Below are 16,813 nucleotides of genomic sequence, written 5' to 3'. Positions count from 1 at the left end.
GTGCATCAAACAGTAAAAACCACCACCGCTCCCTGTAGGAGCGAGCTTGCTCGCGAAAAACCCAAGAGCGCCGCTGGGCATCGGGTGTCACGCGTAATCGTTCACGACCATCGCGAGCAAGCTCGCTCCTACAAGGGGCCAAGGGTGTTTTGGAACGAACTGATTCTGCCACCGGGGACGACCCCGGCGACTATCGAAAAACTGCGGGACGGCCCGCATCCCAGTCGAGGCTGATGCGCTATCGCCTCCGGGGGTTATGCCATGTTCGAAAAAGTTCTGATTGCCAACCGTGGCGCCATTGCCTGCCGCATCCTGCGGACCTTGCGCGAACTCCAAGTGCAGGGTGTTGCCGTCTACTCCGAGGCCGATGCCGCCAGCCTGCACATCCTGCAAGCCGACGAGGCCCACAGCCTCGGTGAGGGCGCGGCCGCCGGCACTTACCTGGCGGTCGAAAAGATCCTCGCCATCGCCAAAACCAGCGGCGCCACCGCGATCCATCCCGGCTACGGCTTTCTCTCGGAAAACGCCGCGTTCGCCGAAGCCTGCGAGGCCGCCGACATCGCCTTCATCGGCCCGACGCCAGAACAACTGCAGGTGTTCGGCCTCAAGCACACCGCGCGCGCCCTGGCCAAACAACACGGCGTGCCGATGCTCGAAGGCACCGAACTGCTCGACAGCCTCGATGCCGCGCTGCAGGCCGGTGAACAGGTCGGCTACCCGGTGATGCTCAAAAGCACCGCCGGCGGTGGCGGCATCGGCATGCGCGTGTGCCGCAGCGCGGCCGAGTTGAGCGAATCCTTCGAAGCGGTCAAACGCCTCGGGCAGAACAACTTCAGCGACGCCGGTGTGTTCATCGAGAAGTACATTCAGCGCGCCCGTCACCTGGAAGTGCAGGTGTTTGGCGACGGTCGCGGCGAGGTGATCGCCCTCGGCGTGCGCGATTGCTCAGTGCAGCGACGCAACCAGAAAGTCCTCGAAGAAACCCCGGCGCCGAACCTGCCCGACGGCATGGCCGATGAGCTTTGCGCGGCGGCGGTCAAACTGGCCAAAGCGGTGAATTACCGCAGCGCTGGCACCGTGGAGTTCGTCTTCGACAGCGATGCCCGACGTTTCTACTTTCTGGAAGTGAACACCCGCTTGCAGGTGGAACACGGCGTCACCGAACAGGTGTGGGGCGTCGACCTGGTGCGCTGGATGGTGCAACTGGCGGCCGGTGATCTGCCGCCGCTGAGCGATCTGGCAAAGGGTTTGAAACCTGAGGGTCATGCGATTCAGGCGCGGTTGTATGCCGAGGATCCGGGGCGCGATTTTCAACCCAGTCCGGGCTTGCTTACCGCCGTGGACTTCCCGGTGACCAATGGCATTCAACTGCGTATCGACACCTGGGTCGAGGCTGGGTGCGAGATCCCGCCCTACTTCGACCCGATGATTGCCAAGGTCATCAGTTGGGCTCCGACTCGCGAAGAGGCCACTGCGGATCTGCATCAGGCACTAGGTGCCAGCCTGCTCTACGGCGTGGAAACCAACCGCGACTACCTGCGGCAGATTCTGCTTGATGCGCCCTTCGCCAGTGGCCAACCGTGGACCCGTTGTCTGGAAGGCCTGGTCTATCAGGCCAACACGTTCGAGGTGCTCAGCGCTGGCACCCAGACCAGCGTTCAGGACTATCCCGGCCGCCTCGGTTACTGGGCGGTCGGCGTGCCGCCTTCGGGGCCGATGGACAGTCGCGCGTTGCGTTTGGGCAATCGTTTACTGGGCAATGACGAAGGCGCGGCGGCACTGGAGATCACCATGAGCGGGCCGTTGCTGCGCTTCAACTGCGAGGCGGTGGTGGCGGTGACCGGGGCGCATATTCCACTGACGCTGAACGGTGAAACCGTTGCGATGAATACGACGCTGCTGGTTCCGGCCGGTGCTACGTTGAGCCTCGGCACAATTGCCGGTGCAGGGGCCCGCAGTTATCTGTGCCTGCGGGGTGGCCTGCAAGTGCCAGACTATCTGGGCAGCAAAAGCACCTTCACCCTCGGTCAGTTTGGCGGCCACGGCGGTCGCGCCTTGCGTGCCGGCGACGTGTTGCATGTACCAGCCTTGAGCGATCGCAGCGCCGGTCAGCCATTGGCTGAAAATCAGCTCAACGAGTTGCCCGGCGTACGGCAAATCCGCGTGATCTACGGTCCGCACGGCGCCCCGGAATACTTCACCGAACACTACATCGGCACATTCTTCGCCACGCAGTGGGAAGTGCATTTCAACTCCAGCCGCACGGGCGTCCGGTTGATCGGACCAAAACCGGAATGGGTGCGTGCCGATGGTGGCGAGGCGGGTTTGCATCCATCGAACATTCACGACAATCCGTATGCGATTGGTGCGGTGGATTTCACCGGGGACATGCCGGTGATCCTCGGCCCGGATGGCCCGAGCCTTGGCGGGTTCGTGTGCCCGGTGACCGTGATCGAGGCAGATCTTTGGCAACTGGGGCAGCTCAAGGCTGGGGACAAGGTGCAGTTCCTCCCGGTCGATCTGAAGACCGCCCGCAACCTCGCCTTGAAATGGAGTTCCTGTGGGAGCGAGCTTGCTCGCGATTGCGGTGTTTCAGTCACAGAGATGTCGGATGTGATGCCGTCATCGCGAGCAAGCTCGCTCCTACAGGGGATTGTGTCGCCTGTGGTGTTGGATATCGGGCAGGACGATACGCGGCTGGTCGCAAGACTGTCCGGCGATACTCACCTGCTGCTGGAAATCGGCGCCCCCGAACTGGACCTCGTCCTGCGTTTTCGCGCCCACGCCCTGATGCAGGCACTGGAAAGCAAAGACCTGCACGGCGTGATCGACCTGACGCCGGGTATCCGTTCGCTACAAGTGCACTACCAGCCCGAGCAACTGCCACTGTCCGACCTGCTCGGCATCGTTGCCGGCGAATGGGACGCCGTGTGCGCCGCCAAAGACCTGCAAGTGCCCTCGCGCATCGTGCATCTGCCGCTGTCCTGGGACGACCCTGCGTGCCAGTTGGCCATCGAGAAATACATGACCACGGTGCGCAAGGACGCGCCGTGGTGCCCGAGCAACCTGGAGTTCATCCGTCGCATCAACGACCTGCCGAACCTCGATGAAGTACAACGTACAGTGTTCGACGCCAGTTACCTGGTGATGGGCCTGGGCGACGTCTATCTCGGCGCACCGGTCGCCACCCCGCTCGACCCGCGTCATCGACTGGTGACTACCAAATACAACCCGGCGCGCACCTGGACCGCGGAAAACTCGGTGGGCATTGGTGGCGCCTACATGTGCGTCTACGGCATGGAAGGCCCCGGCGGTTATCAGTTTGTCGGGCGCACGTTGCAGATGTGGAACCGCTACCGCGAGGTCGCAGCGTTCGATGGCAAACCGTGGTTGTTGCGGTTTTTCGACCAGATCCGTTTCTACCCGGTCAGCGCCAATGAACTGCTGCGCATCCGCCGGGATTTCCCCCTTGGGCGCTTCGACCTGAACATCGAGCACAGTCAGTTGAATCTGACGGATTACCAGGCGTTTCTGGCGCAGGAAGCCGAGACCATTGCCGCGTTTCGCGATCAGCAAAAAGCCGCGTTCAACGCCGAGCGTGAACGCTGGATCGCCAGTGGCCAGGCGCATTTCGACAGTGAAGAACTGGCCCCGAAGGCCACCGAAGAGGCGCCGCTGGCCAGCAGTCAACAAAGCGTCGACAGCCACATCGCCGGCAACCTCTGGCAGGTTCAGGTCGAGACCGGCAGCCGCGTCGAGGCCGGTGACGTGCTGGTGATCCTGGAGTCGATGAAGATGGAAATCCCCCTGCTCGCCCCGATGGCCGGTGTGGTGCACGAGATTCGCGTGCAACCGGGTTCGGCAGTACGTGCCGGACAGCGCGTCGTGGTGCTGGAACTCGACTGAACCCATTTTAAAAAGGACTCGCGCCATGAACATCAATCTGCAACTCGACGCCCTGCGCAACACTTATCGCGACGGCCGCACCACACCACGACAATTGCTGCTGCAACTGCGGGACAAAGCCGCGGCACTGAACCCGGACTATCACCTGTTCATCCACTTGCTCAGCGCCGAAGAACTGGAACCTTACCTCGCCGCCCTCGACGGCCGCGACCTCGACAGCCTGCCGCTGTATGGCGTGCCGTTCGCGATCAAGGACAACATCGACCTGGCGGGCATTCCGACCACCGCGGCGTGCCCGGCATTTGCCTACGTGCCGGAGCGTTCAGCGACCATCGTCGAACAACTGCTGGCCCTCGGTGCGATTCCGTTGGGCAAGACCAATCTCGACCAGTTCGCCACCGGGCTCAACGGCAGCCGTTCACCGTACGGCGCGTGCCCCAACAGCGTGTTGCCGGAGTATCCGTCGGGCGGCTCCAGCGCCGGTTCTTCGCTGGCGGTGGCGCTCGGGGTCGCGAGTTTTTCCCTGGGCACAGACACTGCCGGCTCCGGGCGCGTGCCGGCGGCGTTGAACAACCTGGTCGGCATGAAAGCCACCAAAGGCCTGATCTCGACGGCCGGCGTGGTACCGGCCTGTCGTACGCTGGATTGCGTCACCACCTTCACCGCCACAGCGCGCGAGGCCAGTCAGTTGCTGACGCTCACCGCACGCCTGGACCCACGGGACGAATACAGCCGCAGCAACCCGTTGTGGAACGACGGTTCGGCGTTCGGTACACCGCGCCCGTTCCGTTTCGGCGTACCCCGTGCACAGGACCTGCAATTCTACGATTGCCCTGAAGGCCCGCTGTTGTTCGGTGATGCCATCGACCGCCTCAAGGCCTTGGGCGGCGAAGCGGTGGAGCTGGATCTATCGCCGTTCCTGGAGGCCGCACGTTTTCTCTATGAAGGTCCGTGGGTAGCCGAACGCTACAGCGTGACCGGTGAGTTGATGGCGCAAAACCCCGAGGCTGTGTTGCCTGTGATTCGCGCCGTATTGGCCAAAGCCCCCGCCGTCGACGGCGTGCAAACCTTCCGCGCCCAATACCGGTTGCAAACGCTCAAGGCCCGGTGCGACACAGCGCTGGAAGGCCTTGATTGCGTCGTCACACCGACCATCGGCCGCCCGGTTACGCGGGCGGAACTCGAGGCTGAACCGGTGCTGCGCAATTCGGAACTGGGCTACTACACCAACTTCATGAACCTGCTCGATTACGCCGCCGTCGCCGTGCCCAGCGCGTTCATGGACAACGGCCTGCCATGGGGCGTGACGCTGTTTGGGCGGGCCTTTACCGATCAGTATCTGTTGAGCGTGGCGGATGCCTTGCAACGTCAGCAAGGCTTGGCCGCACCTGCACCGGTGACAGTTGCCCGCCATGATCGGGTGCGGCTGGTGGTCTGCGGCGCGCATCTGAACGGGTTGGCGTTGAACTGGCAGCTCAAGCAGCGCGGTGCCCGGTTGGTGGAAACGACATTCAGCTCACCGGATTATCAACTCTATGCCCTGGCCGGCGGCCCGCCGTTTCGTCCAGGCATGGTCCGCGTGAAGGATGGCGGCGTGGCGATTGCAGTGGAAGTCTGGGAGTTGCCCAGTCGTGAACTGGGTTCGTTCCTGACCGGGATTCCGGCGCCGCTGGGGTTGGGCAAGGTGCAACTGGCGGACGGGCGCTGGGAGAGCGGGTTTATCTGCGAGGCGTATGGGCTGGAGGGCGCGGTGAATATCAGTCATTTGGGCGGGTGGCGGATGTATCTGAAAACACTGGGCTAAACACCAGACTCATAACCCTGTGGGAGCGAGCTTGCTCGCGATAGCGGTGTGACATTCAGCCTTGATGTGGCAGACACGCCGCCATCGCGAGCAAGCTCGCTCCCACAAGGTCCGTGCAAGATTTACGACCATTCGCGGCAAACATAGAGCAGTTATTTCCCGGCAGTGCCATTAGAATGCCTGCCATCGGACCACTGCCAACGGAACTGTCATGCCGCTTCGCTCGCCGCTGTACTCTCAACGTTCGTTGGTACTCACGCTGGTCGCATTGCTGGGCGCAGGCTTTCTCGCTACCTCCTTTCTCAGTTACTACGCCTCCCGGGCATCGATACGCGACAACATCGTCAACACCGAACTGCCGCTGACATCGGACACGGTCTATTCGGAAATCCAGAAAGACCTTGTCAGGCCGATCCTGATTTCCTCGATGATGGCCCGCGACACCTTCATGCGCGACTGGGTGGTCAACGGTGAAAAAGATTCCGACCAGATGACCCGTTACCTCAACGAGGTCATGACTCACTACGGCGCCTACACCGCGTTCTTCGTCTCCAACACCAGCCTGACCTACTACCACGCCAAGGGTGTGCTCAAACAGGTCAAGGCCACCGAACCCCGCGACGCCTGGTACTTTCGCGTGCGGGACATGAAGGAACCGTACGAGATCAACGTCGACCCCGACCTCGCCAACAAGGACGACCTGACCTTCTTCATCAACTACAAGGTCTACGACTACAACGACCGATTCATCGGTGCGGCCGGGGTTGGCCTGACCGTCGACGCCGTGATCAAGCTGATCGACAAGTACCAACAGCGTTATCAGCGCAGTGTGTATTTCGTAGACAACTTCGGGCGCCTGGTGCTCACCGGCGCCGAAGGGGGTCCGCAGGGTGCACGCATCGGGCAGAAACTCGGCGACCTCGACAGCATGAAAGACCTGGTCAGTCGACTGCCCCAACCCCACAGCGGCAGCTACGAATACTCCGTGCAGGGTCAGGGACATTTCCTCAACGTGCGGTTTATCCCGGAGCTGAACTGGTACCTGTTCGTCGACAAACGCGAAGACAGCGCCCTCGGTGAAATCCGCCAGTCGCTGTACCTCAACCTGCTGATCTGCCTGTTGGTCACACTGACCGTACTGGCCCTGCTCAACCGGGTGATCAAGCGCTATCAGGACAAGATCCAGGCCCAGGCCATCCTCGACAGCCTGACCGAACTGCCCAACCGTCGCGGCTTCGACCTGCTGGCCGCACAGGCCATGCATGAAGCCCGGCGCGAGCCCAAACCGCTGACCGCTTTGCTGCTGGACCTCGACCACTTCAAAGCGTTGAACGACACCTACGGCCACCTGGCCGGCGATCAGGTACTGATCGGTTTCGCCCGGGATCTGGAAAGTTGCCTGCGGCACTCCGACATTGTCTGCCGCTGGGGCGGTGAAGAGTTCATCGTGCTGCTCAAGGACACCGACGGTAAGACCGGCCTGATGATTGCCGAGAAAATTCGACAGCACGTGGAACAGCAGCGCTATGCCTACAACGACAAAGCCTTGCAACTGACCGTGAGCATCGGCCTCACCACCCTGCAGCCCGATGACACCTTGCACAGCCTGCTGTCACGGGCGGATCATGCGATGTACCGGGCCAAGCAAACCGGCCGTAACCGAACCTGCGTGGAAAAATCTCACTCCAGTTATGAACCAGTCTGACCTCTGCCCCGCCTGCGGCGCCCCCAACGACTGCACCCTGGCCGACCCGCGAACCGCCGACCGGGCCTGCTGGTGCTACGGTGTCAGCATCGACCCGGGCGTACTCCAGGCACTGCCGGTGGAACTGCGCAACGCCTCGTGCCTGTGCCCGCGCTGCGCCGAAGTCGAGGCGCAGTTGCAAGCAGCGTCCGAGTCGATCAAGTAAGATGCGCGCCCCTTGCTTCCCTGATCCTTAGTCATGCGTGTCGACCGATTCCTCAGCAACCTGCCGTGCTTCAACCGAAAGCAGGTACGCCTGTTACTGGTGGAAAAACGCGTCAGGGTTGACGGAAAAGTCGTCAGTGACCCGCACAGTGAAGTCCGCGAATTCAGCCGCATCGAAGTCGACAACGACGTGCTGCAAGTCGGTAAACCATTGCGCCACTTCATGCTGCACAAGCCCGCCGGATGTGTCAGCGCCACTCGGGACCCACAGCACCCGACCGTGCTCGATTTGATCCATGAACCGGACAAGGACGAACTGCACATCGCCGGACGCCTGGACTTCAATACCACCGGTCTGATGCTAATCACCAATGACGGCAGCTGGTCGCGACGCCTGACCCAACCACAGACCAAACTGCCGAAGGTCTATTACGTCGAAACCGAGCAGGACATCGGCCCCGAATACGCCATCAAGTTCAGGCAAGGGCTGTACTTCGCCTTCGAAGACCTCATCACGCTACCCGCCGGGCTGGAGTTGCTCGGGCCAAAATCTGCACGCCTGAGCATCGTCGAGGGCCGCTATCACCAGGTGAAGCGCATGTTCGGCCACTTCAACAACAAGGTGATGCGCCTGCACCGCGAGCGTATGGGACCGTTGGTGCTCGACGACAGGTTGAAACCGGGCGAATACCGCCCACTGAGCGATGAAGAGATCGGCTTGATCTAAGCGCACGACCGCTCAGCAGAAAGTTGTCGAACAATTTACCAGCGGCACTTGCGCAATGATGTGACCCCTGCTTGAATCAGGGCGTCGGCCGAAATGTGACCGATGAGTCACCCCATACTTCTAAGAAACTTTTTGCCGGTAGGAACCCTTGGGTTCCGGCCTCATCCGGCAGACTGCCCGCCAATAACAATACCCGTCGACCGGACTGCAATGGATCGACATGGGCCTCTCAAATTCCAGGCGTATGCCTACCTGTCACAAAGCTCGTGCAATCTCTTTTGCGCGCATACCCGCTTGCCAGGAGTCTTATGACATGAGGCCAGAAATCGCTGTGCTGGATATACAGGGTCAGTATCGGGTTTACACGGAGTTCTATCGCGCAGACGCCGCAGAGAAGACCATTATTCTGGTCAACGGCTCGATGGCCACGACTGCGTCGTTTGCACAAACCGTGAAAAACCTCCATCCGCAGTTCAACGTCGTCTGCTACGACCAGCCCTACGCGGGCCGGTCAAAAGCCCACAACCTGCATGAGAAAATGCTCACCAAGGAAATCGAAGGGCAGATCCTGCTTGAGCTGATCGACCACTTCGCCGCCGAACACGTGCTGTCGTTTTCCTGGGGCGGTGCCGCGACCATGATGGCGTTGTCGCAACGGCCACGGCGCATCGAAAAAGCCGTGATCAGTTCGTTCTCCCCGGTGATCAACGCGCACATGCTCGACTACCTCGAACGCGGCGTCGAACACCTCGGCAACCTGGACCGCGACCGGGTCGGGCACCTGGTGAACGACACCATCGGCAAACACCTGCCGTCGTTGTTCAAGCGCTTCAACTATCGCCACGTCAGCTCCCTGGCCGAACATGAGTACGGGCAGATGCACTTCCACATCAACGACGTGCTGCACAGCGATCGCCAGTGCTACCTGCACGCGGCGAAGAAAATCGATGTGCCGGTGCTGTTCATGAACGGCGAATGGGACGAGTACACCGCCGCCGAAGACGCCCGGTTGTTCGCCAGCCACGTGCAACACAGCACCTTCAGCACCCTCCAGGCCACCGGCCACTTTCTCGACATGGAACACAAAGCCGCCTGCCGAGACAGCCGCAACGCACTGATGGGGTTCCTGAAGCCGGCAGAGCACGAAAGCCGACCGCGTTACCACCACGTCCAGGACCACCATGCATTGGCTAGCTGAAGTAGCGTCATCGCGAGCAAGCCCCGCCCTGCTGCGTTAAACGTATTCTGCAGGCGCGAGGCTTGCCCGCGATCGACCGTCATGTGGTCCATGCTTTTTTGTCACATCTGCGTTAAACCCGCCCCACGTAAAGAAAAACTTCAAATCGCCGGCCGTATCTGGTACAAAGTCAGCGCTCTGAGCGGGTGTCGTATAATGGCATTACTCCAGCTTCCCAAGCTGATAACGAGGGTTCGATTCCCTTCACCCGCTCCAATCGAATTTTGATCTCACGTCAGGAGGGTTTTGACGGGGGATGCAGAGAAAGAAAAAACCGGCCTTGATGGCCGGTTTTTTTGTGTCTGGGGTTGGTGAAATCCGGCTCATGACTTCCGCTGATCGACAAGCAAGCACGCCCGCCACTGTAGCGACCACTCTGTGTCCGTTAGCGTTTTACTCTAAAAACAATGAATAAGTATCAAATTTCTTCAAGCATTAGCATTTTTCACACCTGCGCAAATTATCGTTTTCGCATAGGATCGACGTTCTGTTAACGTTTTTCCTGCCCCAGTAAAGGATTTCGTCAATGCAAGTCGGTTTCAAGACCCTCGCAAGCCGTTACGACATTGCCTTGGCGCAGCCTTTACGTGTCGAGTCGATAATCGGCACTTCACGTGTCAGCCGCGAAAGTGACGGCCAAGTGGAGAACCGGTATCCGCCAAAATACCGGCCCGCAGACGACTTTGCAGGACATTTCGAATTCGGCCTCAAGTACGAAGAAATTCATCTCGAGTTCTTTGCTCGCCTGTTCGCAGCCATAGGCCCGCAGCCTGTCGAAGACTGGTGTCGACGGGAGCCTTTCGGCCAGTACGCCCGTCGCACGGGGTTCCTCTACGAATGGCTGACAGGTGAACGTCTGGATGTGCCTGACGTGACCAATGGCGCCTATGCTGATGCACTTTCGCCAAAACATTACCTGACTCGTTGCGAGTCGTTGCGAACGCGGCGTTGGCGAATAAATAACAACCTTCCAGGTACCGCTCAGTTCTGTCCCTTGGTTCGTCGTACGGCGTCGGTGCAGGAAGCTCTGCAGTTCAATCTGCGCGAAGCATTGAATGAGTTGGATCAGGCCTTTGGCGCCGACATCCTGTTGCGTACGGCCAGTTGGTTGACGTTCAAGGAATCGCGCGCGAGCTTTCTCATCGAAAAGGAAGCCGACCAGGCTGATCGCATCCAGAGGTTTGCCCATGTCATTGCTCAGCACTGCGGACATATCGAAGATCCGTTGAGCAATGAGAGTCTGCATTCGCTGCAAGCCGGCATTCTCGGGCGTGATGCCATCGGGCTGGGTTTGCGGCGCTCTCCTGTGTTTGTGGGGCAGGCGACGATGCGCGAGGACATCGTGCATTACATTGCCCCCCACTCTGCGGATCTTGCGCAGCTGTTGGCAGGACTCAACGAGTTTGAGATCGCAACACGTGGTGTGGAGTCTCTGGCGCGAGCCGCGGTGCTGGCATTTGGCTTCGTCTATATCCATCCCATGCGCGATGGCAATGGCCGGATTCATCGTTTCCTGATCAATGACACCTTGATTCGGGACAAGGCAGTGCCCGACGGCGTGATACTGCCGGTGTCAGCCACCATCACCAGTTCGATCGACTTCAGGGCCGGCTACGACCGTACCCTCGAAGTGTTCTCGCGACCGTTCATGCGTCGTTACGCGACGGCCTATCGATTCGGTGAACTCGTGACCTACGAGGACGGCACTCCCAGCAACTTTATCTTCGATGAATACGAGGACGCACGCTTTGCCTGGCGGTATCCCGATCTGACCGAGCACGTCCTGTACACCGCTCGCGTTGTCGAGCATACGATTCGAAAGGAAATGGCGGAAGAAGCCAGAGTACTGGTGATCTTTCAGCGAGCGCAGGAGCAGCTGAAAGAGGTGCTGGAAATGCCGGACCAGGATGCCAACCGCATCATCCGCTCCCTAAAGGAGAACGGCTGGACGGTGTCCGGAAAGCTAATGAAAGCGTACCCGCAGCTTGAAAATGAGCGAATGGCGGAGCGCGTTGTGGAGGCCGTGCGCTCTGCGTTTGAGGGGAGCCCGTGACTGGCCTGTCAACGTCGACCCATTTGGCTCCAATGGCTCATTTTTTGGGAGACCGAACGAGGCCATTTTTCAGAAAAAGCAACGTCCTACATTAGTCTGGGAATTGTCCGTACACTTGCGCATTGCTGTGCCTTTGTCATGAGACCTATAGTCCGAGCACGCCCAAATGGCGTATCGGGTTTGGCGACTCGATGCCTTGGTACAGAAGCCTCCGAGTAGTTCTCGGAGCGCTTTTGAACGCACTTGGCTGCCTGCTTTTTTGGTGGCTGTGCGTGGGAGATCCTAGGATCTGCCGGTTTACCATGGCCCGGTTCGCCAACCCGCGTACAGCTACCACCCTATTGTTTGGCGACGATTGAGTGGTAGGTCATCTACTCTCCATGGAAACCACTCATGAACGAATTTATGGCTTTAACCAGCAACGCCGACGATCTACCCTCCTTTTACGTCAACACCAAACAACCGTTGCATTCACTGCTCAGCAGCGCCCGTTACCGAATCGGTGCCGTGACGCAGGTTCTCGAAAACCTCGCGATGCGAGGTGAAATCAGCACTGACTCCGTGATCCTCAGCGACTTCGCATTATTGTGCTGCATCCCCTTGCGCGATGGCTGCGATGTACTGGATGTCATCGCTCGACGCATGGATGCAGAACCGTCCTGACGTAATCTGTGGGAGCGAGCTTGCTCGCGATAGCGGACTGGCAGACAACATAGAAGTTGAATGTAAAAACCGTCATCGCGAGCAAGCTCGCTCCCACAATGACTGCGCTTACAAATCCACAACGTACAACCCGTTTCCCCTCATCGCCCGCCCCGCTAGCATTTCCCTCACCTTCAATCACCCTCTTCACTGCACGGCCATCAGCGAACTCGCGTCATCATTTTTCGAAAGAACGCATACGGAACACTTCCGATGCTGCCAATGAATGATTTCAACAGAGCAACTCGAAAATGACCCAAAACATCTACGACGACCCTCAATTTTTCCACGGCTACAGCCAGATGCCCCGTTCGATTGGCGGTCTTGATGTCGCGCCGGAATGGCCTGCGCTGAAGGCGATGTTGCCGCCCATGCAGGGTCTGAAGGTAGTGGACCTCGGTTGCGGCTACGGCTGGTTTTGCCGTTGGGCCAGTGAGCAAGGCGTCGGCAGCGTACTCGGGCTCGATGTTTCGGAAAAAATGCTGGAGCAGGCGCGCAAAACCACCTCCGCATCAAACATCCGTTATGAGCGCGCCGACCTGGAAGCCCTGGATCTGCCGGGCGGCGGTTTCGATCTGGCCTACAGCTCCTTGGCGCTGCATTACATCAAGGACTTGCCGGGGTTGTTCGCCAATGTCCATTCGGCGCTAAAACCCGGCGCGCATTTCGTGTTTTCCATCGAACATCCGATCTTCATGGCACCGCGTAACCCGGGCTGGATCATTGATGCCGAGGGCCGCAAGAGTTGGCCGGTGGACGCTTATCAGAATGAAGGTGAGCGCGTGACCAGCTGGCTGGCCGAGGGTGTGATCAAGCAGCATCGCACCATTGGCACGTTGCTCAACATGCTGATTGCGGTGGGTTTCAGCATCCGCCATGTCAATGAATGGGGTCCGAGCAATGCCGAGGTGGCGGCGCAACCGGCGCTTGCCGAAGAGCGGGAGCGGCCGATGATGATGTTGGTCGGCGTTCAACGCTGAGCCACGCTCATATCTTTTGCGTATAGATCACCGCAAGCGAGTAAAGAAACCGTAGAGCTGCGTTGAGCCCGGCAACAGTTCCCTTATTCTCCCGGCTCACCCTTCGCCCCGAGATCAACATGCACAATTCAGAGTTGGGAATCATGATCATTTCAATGATCGGGTTGTTCGGCTTTGCCTCGTTTGCCTTTGAGTACTTGAGTGCCCGGCGCTCAAAAAAGAACAAGCCACAGTGATTTTTCCAAACCGTAAAAAGGGGCAGATGACGCTCATCAACTGTCCCTGTTTTGCATCAGCGGGTCGCAACGATAAACAGTCGCGGAAACGGCAGCAGCACCGACCCATCGGTCAAGGCCGGATACGCCCGCTCGATAGCAGTCTGATATTGCTTCAGATACTGCGCCCGTTCCGCCTCGTCCAGCGGATCGAGAAACGGCCGCAAACCACTGCCCTTGAACCACTCCACCACGCCAGACGCGCCACCCGCCAGCGGATGGTGGTAAGTGGTGCGCCACACATCGACGCGGGTGCAACAGGCTTTCAATATCGAATAGTAGCCACTGGCATCGGCCATTTCCGTCCGTTGCCCAGCGGCGCCCGCCAGTTTGCTGACCCATGGGCCATCAGCGGCGACTTCACGCATCAAACGGTGCGAGTGTTCATTCAGGTTGTCAGGCATCTGGACGGCCAGGCTGCCACCCGCCGAGAGTTTGCTAACCAATGAAGGCAACAACGTCGCGTGATCAGGCACCCACTGCAACACCGCGTTAGCAAAAATCACGTCGAACGGGCCGTTGTCATTCCAGGTGTCGATGTCGGCAACATCGAACTGCACCTGAGGCAGGCGTTTGCGTGCGGCATCGATCATGTCGGTCGAACTGTCCAGCCCACGCACCGTTGCGTTGGCAAAACGCTCCACCAGCAACTCGGTGGAGTTACCGGGCCCACAACCGATATCGATGGCCGAACGCACGTCCCCGGCGGGGATGGCCGCCAGCAGGTCACGGGCGGGACGGGTGCGTTCATCTTCAAAAGCGACGTACTGTTTGGCGGACCAACTCATTGCGTTCTCCTGTCGGTGTGTTGTCGTGATCTGGCCAGACAACCGGTTCACTACGATACATCGGCCAATAGGTTCCGCTCTATTCCACCTTTGGCGCGAAAAATCTGTGGGAGCGAGCTTGCTCGCGATGGCGATTGCACAGTCAACATCGTCGTCGACTGACATGGCGCTATCGCGAGCAAGCTCGCTCCCACAGTTCTTTCACCTTAACTGATCGGCCTAGGCTCTATTGACCAGTTTATTTCGTCACTAGACAGCAATCTCAATCGTAGTACCCGACAGTCTTCTTCAAATGATCCGAGTACTCGTAAATGTCATCGACGGAATTGATTGCATGCCGGGTTTCATTCTTCTCTTCGTCAAATATGCCGATGTATTTCTGCGATCGGTTAAAGTGCAGTCGGCAGATCGGTTTGCGGTTGTTGTCATCGAGCAGGATGCCGAAGTAACTCTGTGTGTCACGCTGAACAATCCGCTTGGCATCAACAACCGACCGGACCACGGCACGGACGATGTGATATCCCTCCAGCTCTTCCAATGTCGTCAGTACCTTGTCCTCTAACTCGTCTCGAATATCTGATTGCTCAGTGTCACCCGTAGCGACCGGTAAAGAGGCGAGCGCAGGCTGGATGACGCCACTCATTGCCGACTTGAGCCTGTCATTGATTTGCTCGTTGAGAAACTGCACTACAGCCTTTCTCGTCAGTTCATGGAACTGCTCGCGGACCTTCTGAGTAATCACCCCGTCGTAAACCCGAGAAGCAAATACTTTCACGAAGTCGTCATCAGGCTTGCTGACCTGAGAAGCAATCACCTTCTTGATTTGGCTGACGTACTTCAACTCACCTGCGGCGCTGATGATCGACTCCACATCGAATGCAGATTTGGTGAGTTTCACCAACTCTGGGACGGAATACTCGTCGATATCCAGCAGGTCGAGTTCAAGGAATGGCTTCTCGTCCATCTTGTTCGGCGCATCCAGATCAGTGAAAAACTTATAGACCTGACCGTTAGTGAGAATGGAAATTCGAGCACTGGTGACATGGAAATAGCGAAACAGTTGAGAGGCATGATTGATGTGCAGTGGCTCGCCTATTTTCTTGCACTCGATGAGGATCTGAACCTCGCCAGCCTTCATGATTGCGTAGTCAATTTTCTCCCCTTTCTTCGTTCCAATATCGCAAACGAATTCAGGTGTCACTTCCGTTGGATCGAAAACATCGTAGCCCAATACCGTGCTGATAAAGGGCATGACAAAAGCATTCTTGGTCGCTTCTTCCGTTTGAATGGCAGCGCTCTGCAAACGAACTTTGGCAGCGAGACTTGCTAACTTTTCGAAGAATTCCATGAGTAGCCTCTTTTCCGGTTTCGATCCGTGTGAATACATGCTGGCAAATTGACTGCCATTGATACTAGACACAAACCGGCACAAAGGAAGAATCCCACCAAGAATTAAGATCTTGCCCACCGCCATGCTTCATTGGGTTGCAACCCCAGCCGAATTTTCATCTCGCCACCCATGTCTGAACTTCAGGTTCTTCAAAGAAAAACGGCGCGTGACCAAAGTCCCGCGCCGTTTGTGTTCAATCCTTGTGTTCAACTTTTAGCCCGCAACGCTTTGGCCATTTGCAGATGATTTTGCAATTTAGGCAGGGTTTCTTCGGCGAACGCCTTGATCTGCGGTACGTCGGTGGTCTGTGCTTGCTGCTGCAGCTGATCGATGGCTTCCTGCGTGGTCTTCACCTGACTGGCTGCATAGGCCTCGTCGAAGGTCGCCCCATCCAAGGCTTGTGGCATCAGGGCCTTGGCCTTTTCGACAACCTCTTCGCGTGGGGCTACCGGCAAGTCCAGTTGCCTGGCGATTTTCGCCAGATGCTGGTTCGCGGTGGTGCGGTCGTTGATGACGACGATGGTGTAATCCTTGACCTCTCTGGATTCGGACTTCTGGTGCGCCAGTCGGCTGGCTTCGATATCCGCCATGCCTTTGGCCGAGGCCTCGTCGATGAATTCGGCGAGCGACTGGGCAAAGGCACTGCTGGCAAACAGCCCAAGTAGCGTGGCAAAACTGGCATTGCGTATTCGGGTGGCCATCCGATTCATGGTCGCGCCCTCCTTGAAAAGTTCAAACGGGAGCTTTCGCCCCCGCTTCTCAATCAAAACCACCGGCATCCTTTAGCGGGATTTCTGACCGCCCTTGCGGCCCATCTCGGGTTTCGCCGGGTCTTTATCGACGGTCGTGGTGGTGGTTTTCCCGCCCTTGCGACCGGCTTCAGTGGCCTTCGTTCGATCGTTGGCGAAGTTTCCCGAGTTCGAGTTTCTTGAATTAGGCATGATTCTCTTCCTCTTGGTGATAGTCGCGGCGAGCTGTAGCCCCCATAGAATCTGAAGTTGCGCATCCCAAAAGGTTTAGAAAATTGCGTGGGTACCACGAC

Annotated in this window: 13 protein-coding genes and 1 tRNA gene; 10 read left to right on the top strand and 4 right to left on the bottom strand. The window is 58.4% G+C overall.

The window, feature by feature from the left end:
- Positions 1-261: 261 nt before the first annotated feature.
- From uca to ACEN8Z_RS09345, 10 genes are all read left to right on the top strand, one after another.
- Positions 262-3,906, top strand: coding sequence for an urea carboxylase (gene uca, locus ACEN8Z_RS09390; protein ID WP_495597449.1), 3,645 nt, complete (start codon positions 262-264; stop codon positions 3,904-3,906).
- 25 nt (positions 3,907-3,931) lie between these two features.
- The gene (atzF, locus tag ACEN8Z_RS09385) at positions 3,932-5,710 is read left to right on the top strand and encodes an allophanate hydrolase (RefSeq protein WP_495597448.1); all 1,779 of its coding nucleotides are present in this window, start codon (positions 3,932-3,934) and stop codon (positions 5,708-5,710) included.
- A 211-nt stretch (positions 5,711-5,921) separates the two neighbouring features.
- The gene (locus ACEN8Z_RS09380) at positions 5,922-7,415 is read left to right on the top strand and encodes a sensor domain-containing diguanylate cyclase (RefSeq protein ID WP_495597447.1); all 1,494 of its coding nucleotides are present in this window, start codon (positions 5,922-5,924) and stop codon (positions 7,413-7,415) included.
- Positions 7,402-7,620, top strand: coding sequence for a cysteine-rich CWC family protein (locus ACEN8Z_RS09375; protein ID WP_495597446.1), 219 nt, complete (start codon positions 7,402-7,404; stop codon positions 7,618-7,620). The genes ACEN8Z_RS09380 and ACEN8Z_RS09375 overlap by 14 nt, the downstream gene beginning before the upstream one ends.
- A gap of 33 nt (positions 7,621-7,653) precedes the next feature.
- A complete protein-coding gene (locus tag ACEN8Z_RS09370) occupies positions 7,654-8,346 on the top strand; it encodes a pseudouridine synthase (RefSeq protein ID WP_495597445.1) in 693 nt (230 codons plus the stop codon).
- 313 nt (positions 8,347-8,659) lie between these two features.
- Positions 8,660-9,544, top strand: coding sequence for an alpha/beta fold hydrolase (locus tag ACEN8Z_RS09365; RefSeq protein ID WP_495597444.1), 885 nt, complete (start codon positions 8,660-8,662; stop codon positions 9,542-9,544).
- 181 nt (positions 9,545-9,725) lie between these two features.
- Positions 9,726-9,799: transfer RNA gene (locus ACEN8Z_RS09360), tRNA-Gly, on the top strand.
- Positions 9,800-10,109: 310 nt separating this feature from the next.
- On the top strand, positions 10,110-11,636 hold the full coding sequence (locus ACEN8Z_RS09355; protein WP_495597443.1) for a Fic family protein: 1,527 nt from the start codon (positions 10,110-10,112) through the stop codon (positions 11,634-11,636).
- A 393-nt stretch (positions 11,637-12,029) separates the two neighbouring features.
- The gene (locus tag ACEN8Z_RS09350) at positions 12,030-12,299 is read left to right on the top strand and encodes a short-chain dehydrogenase (protein ID WP_108227800.1); all 270 of its coding nucleotides are present in this window, start codon (positions 12,030-12,032) and stop codon (positions 12,297-12,299) included.
- A 290-nt stretch (positions 12,300-12,589) separates the two neighbouring features.
- Positions 12,590-13,318: a class I SAM-dependent methyltransferase gene (locus ACEN8Z_RS09345; protein WP_495597442.1), complete on the top strand. Its 729-nt coding sequence runs from the start codon at positions 12,590-12,592 to the stop codon at positions 13,316-13,318.
- 292 nt (positions 13,319-13,610) lie between these two features.
- On the opposite strand, the gene tam is transcribed toward ACEN8Z_RS09345, so the two are convergent.
- The 4 genes from tam to ACEN8Z_RS09325 all read right to left on the bottom strand — a co-directional run bounded on the left by tam (position 13,611) and on the right by ACEN8Z_RS09325 (position 16,712).
- Positions 13,611-14,381, bottom strand: coding sequence for a trans-aconitate 2-methyltransferase (tam, locus tag ACEN8Z_RS09340; RefSeq protein ID WP_495597441.1), 771 nt, complete (start codon positions 14,379-14,381; stop codon positions 13,611-13,613).
- Between the two features lie 262 nt (positions 14,382-14,643).
- On the bottom strand, positions 14,644-15,729 hold the full coding sequence (locus ACEN8Z_RS09335; RefSeq protein ID WP_495597440.1) for a type I restriction endonuclease: 1,086 nt from the start codon (positions 15,727-15,729) through the stop codon (positions 14,644-14,646).
- A 248-nt stretch (positions 15,730-15,977) separates the two neighbouring features.
- The gene (locus ACEN8Z_RS09330; RefSeq protein ID WP_495597439.1) at positions 15,978-16,481 is read right to left on the bottom strand and encodes a DUF4142 domain-containing protein; all 504 of its coding nucleotides are present in this window, start codon (positions 16,479-16,481) and stop codon (positions 15,978-15,980) included.
- A 72-nt stretch (positions 16,482-16,553) separates the two neighbouring features.
- Positions 16,554-16,712: a KGG domain-containing protein gene (locus ACEN8Z_RS09325; protein WP_495597438.1), complete on the bottom strand. Its 159-nt coding sequence runs from the start codon at positions 16,710-16,712 to the stop codon at positions 16,554-16,556.
- Positions 16,713-16,813 lie beyond the last annotated feature (101 nt).

It is taken from the genome of Pseudomonas sp. Pseusp10 (assembly GCF_059492225.1).
The sequence above is the reverse complement of the archived record's forward strand: the minus strand, read 5'-3'. Positions and strand labels throughout refer to the sequence as shown.

Coding starts and splice junctions, on each gene's coding strand:
- uca (WP_495597449.1), top strand. CDS start 262: ATGTTCGAAAAAGTTCTGATTGCCAACCGTGGCGCCATTGCCTGCCGC.
- atzF (WP_495597448.1), top strand. CDS start 3,932: ATGAACATCAATCTGCAACTCGACGCCCTGCGCAACACTTATCGCGAC.
- ACEN8Z_RS09380 (WP_495597447.1), top strand. CDS start 5,922: ATGCCGCTTCGCTCGCCGCTGTACTCTCAACGTTCGTTGGTACTCACG.
- ACEN8Z_RS09375 (WP_495597446.1), top strand. CDS start 7,402: ATGAACCAGTCTGACCTCTGCCCCGCCTGCGGCGCCCCCAACGACTGC.
- ACEN8Z_RS09370 (WP_495597445.1), top strand. CDS start 7,654: ATGCGTGTCGACCGATTCCTCAGCAACCTGCCGTGCTTCAACCGAAAG.
- ACEN8Z_RS09365 (WP_495597444.1), top strand. CDS start 8,660: ATGAGGCCAGAAATCGCTGTGCTGGATATACAGGGTCAGTATCGGGTT.
- ACEN8Z_RS09355 (WP_495597443.1), top strand. CDS start 10,110: ATGCAAGTCGGTTTCAAGACCCTCGCAAGCCGTTACGACATTGCCTTG.
- ACEN8Z_RS09350 (WP_108227800.1), top strand. CDS start 12,030: ATGAACGAATTTATGGCTTTAACCAGCAACGCCGACGATCTACCCTCC.
- ACEN8Z_RS09345 (WP_495597442.1), top strand. CDS start 12,590: ATGACCCAAAACATCTACGACGACCCTCAATTTTTCCACGGCTACAGC.
- tam (WP_495597441.1), bottom strand. CDS start 14,381: ATGAGTTGGTCCGCCAAACAGTACGTCGCTTTTGAAGATGAACGCACC.
- ACEN8Z_RS09335 (WP_495597440.1), bottom strand. CDS start 15,729: ATGGAATTCTTCGAAAAGTTAGCAAGTCTCGCTGCCAAAGTTCGTTTG.
- ACEN8Z_RS09330 (WP_495597439.1), bottom strand. CDS start 16,481: ATGAATCGGATGGCCACCCGAATACGCAATGCCAGTTTTGCCACGCTA.
- ACEN8Z_RS09325 (WP_495597438.1), bottom strand. CDS start 16,712: ATGCCTAATTCAAGAAACTCGAACTCGGGAAACTTCGCCAACGATCGA.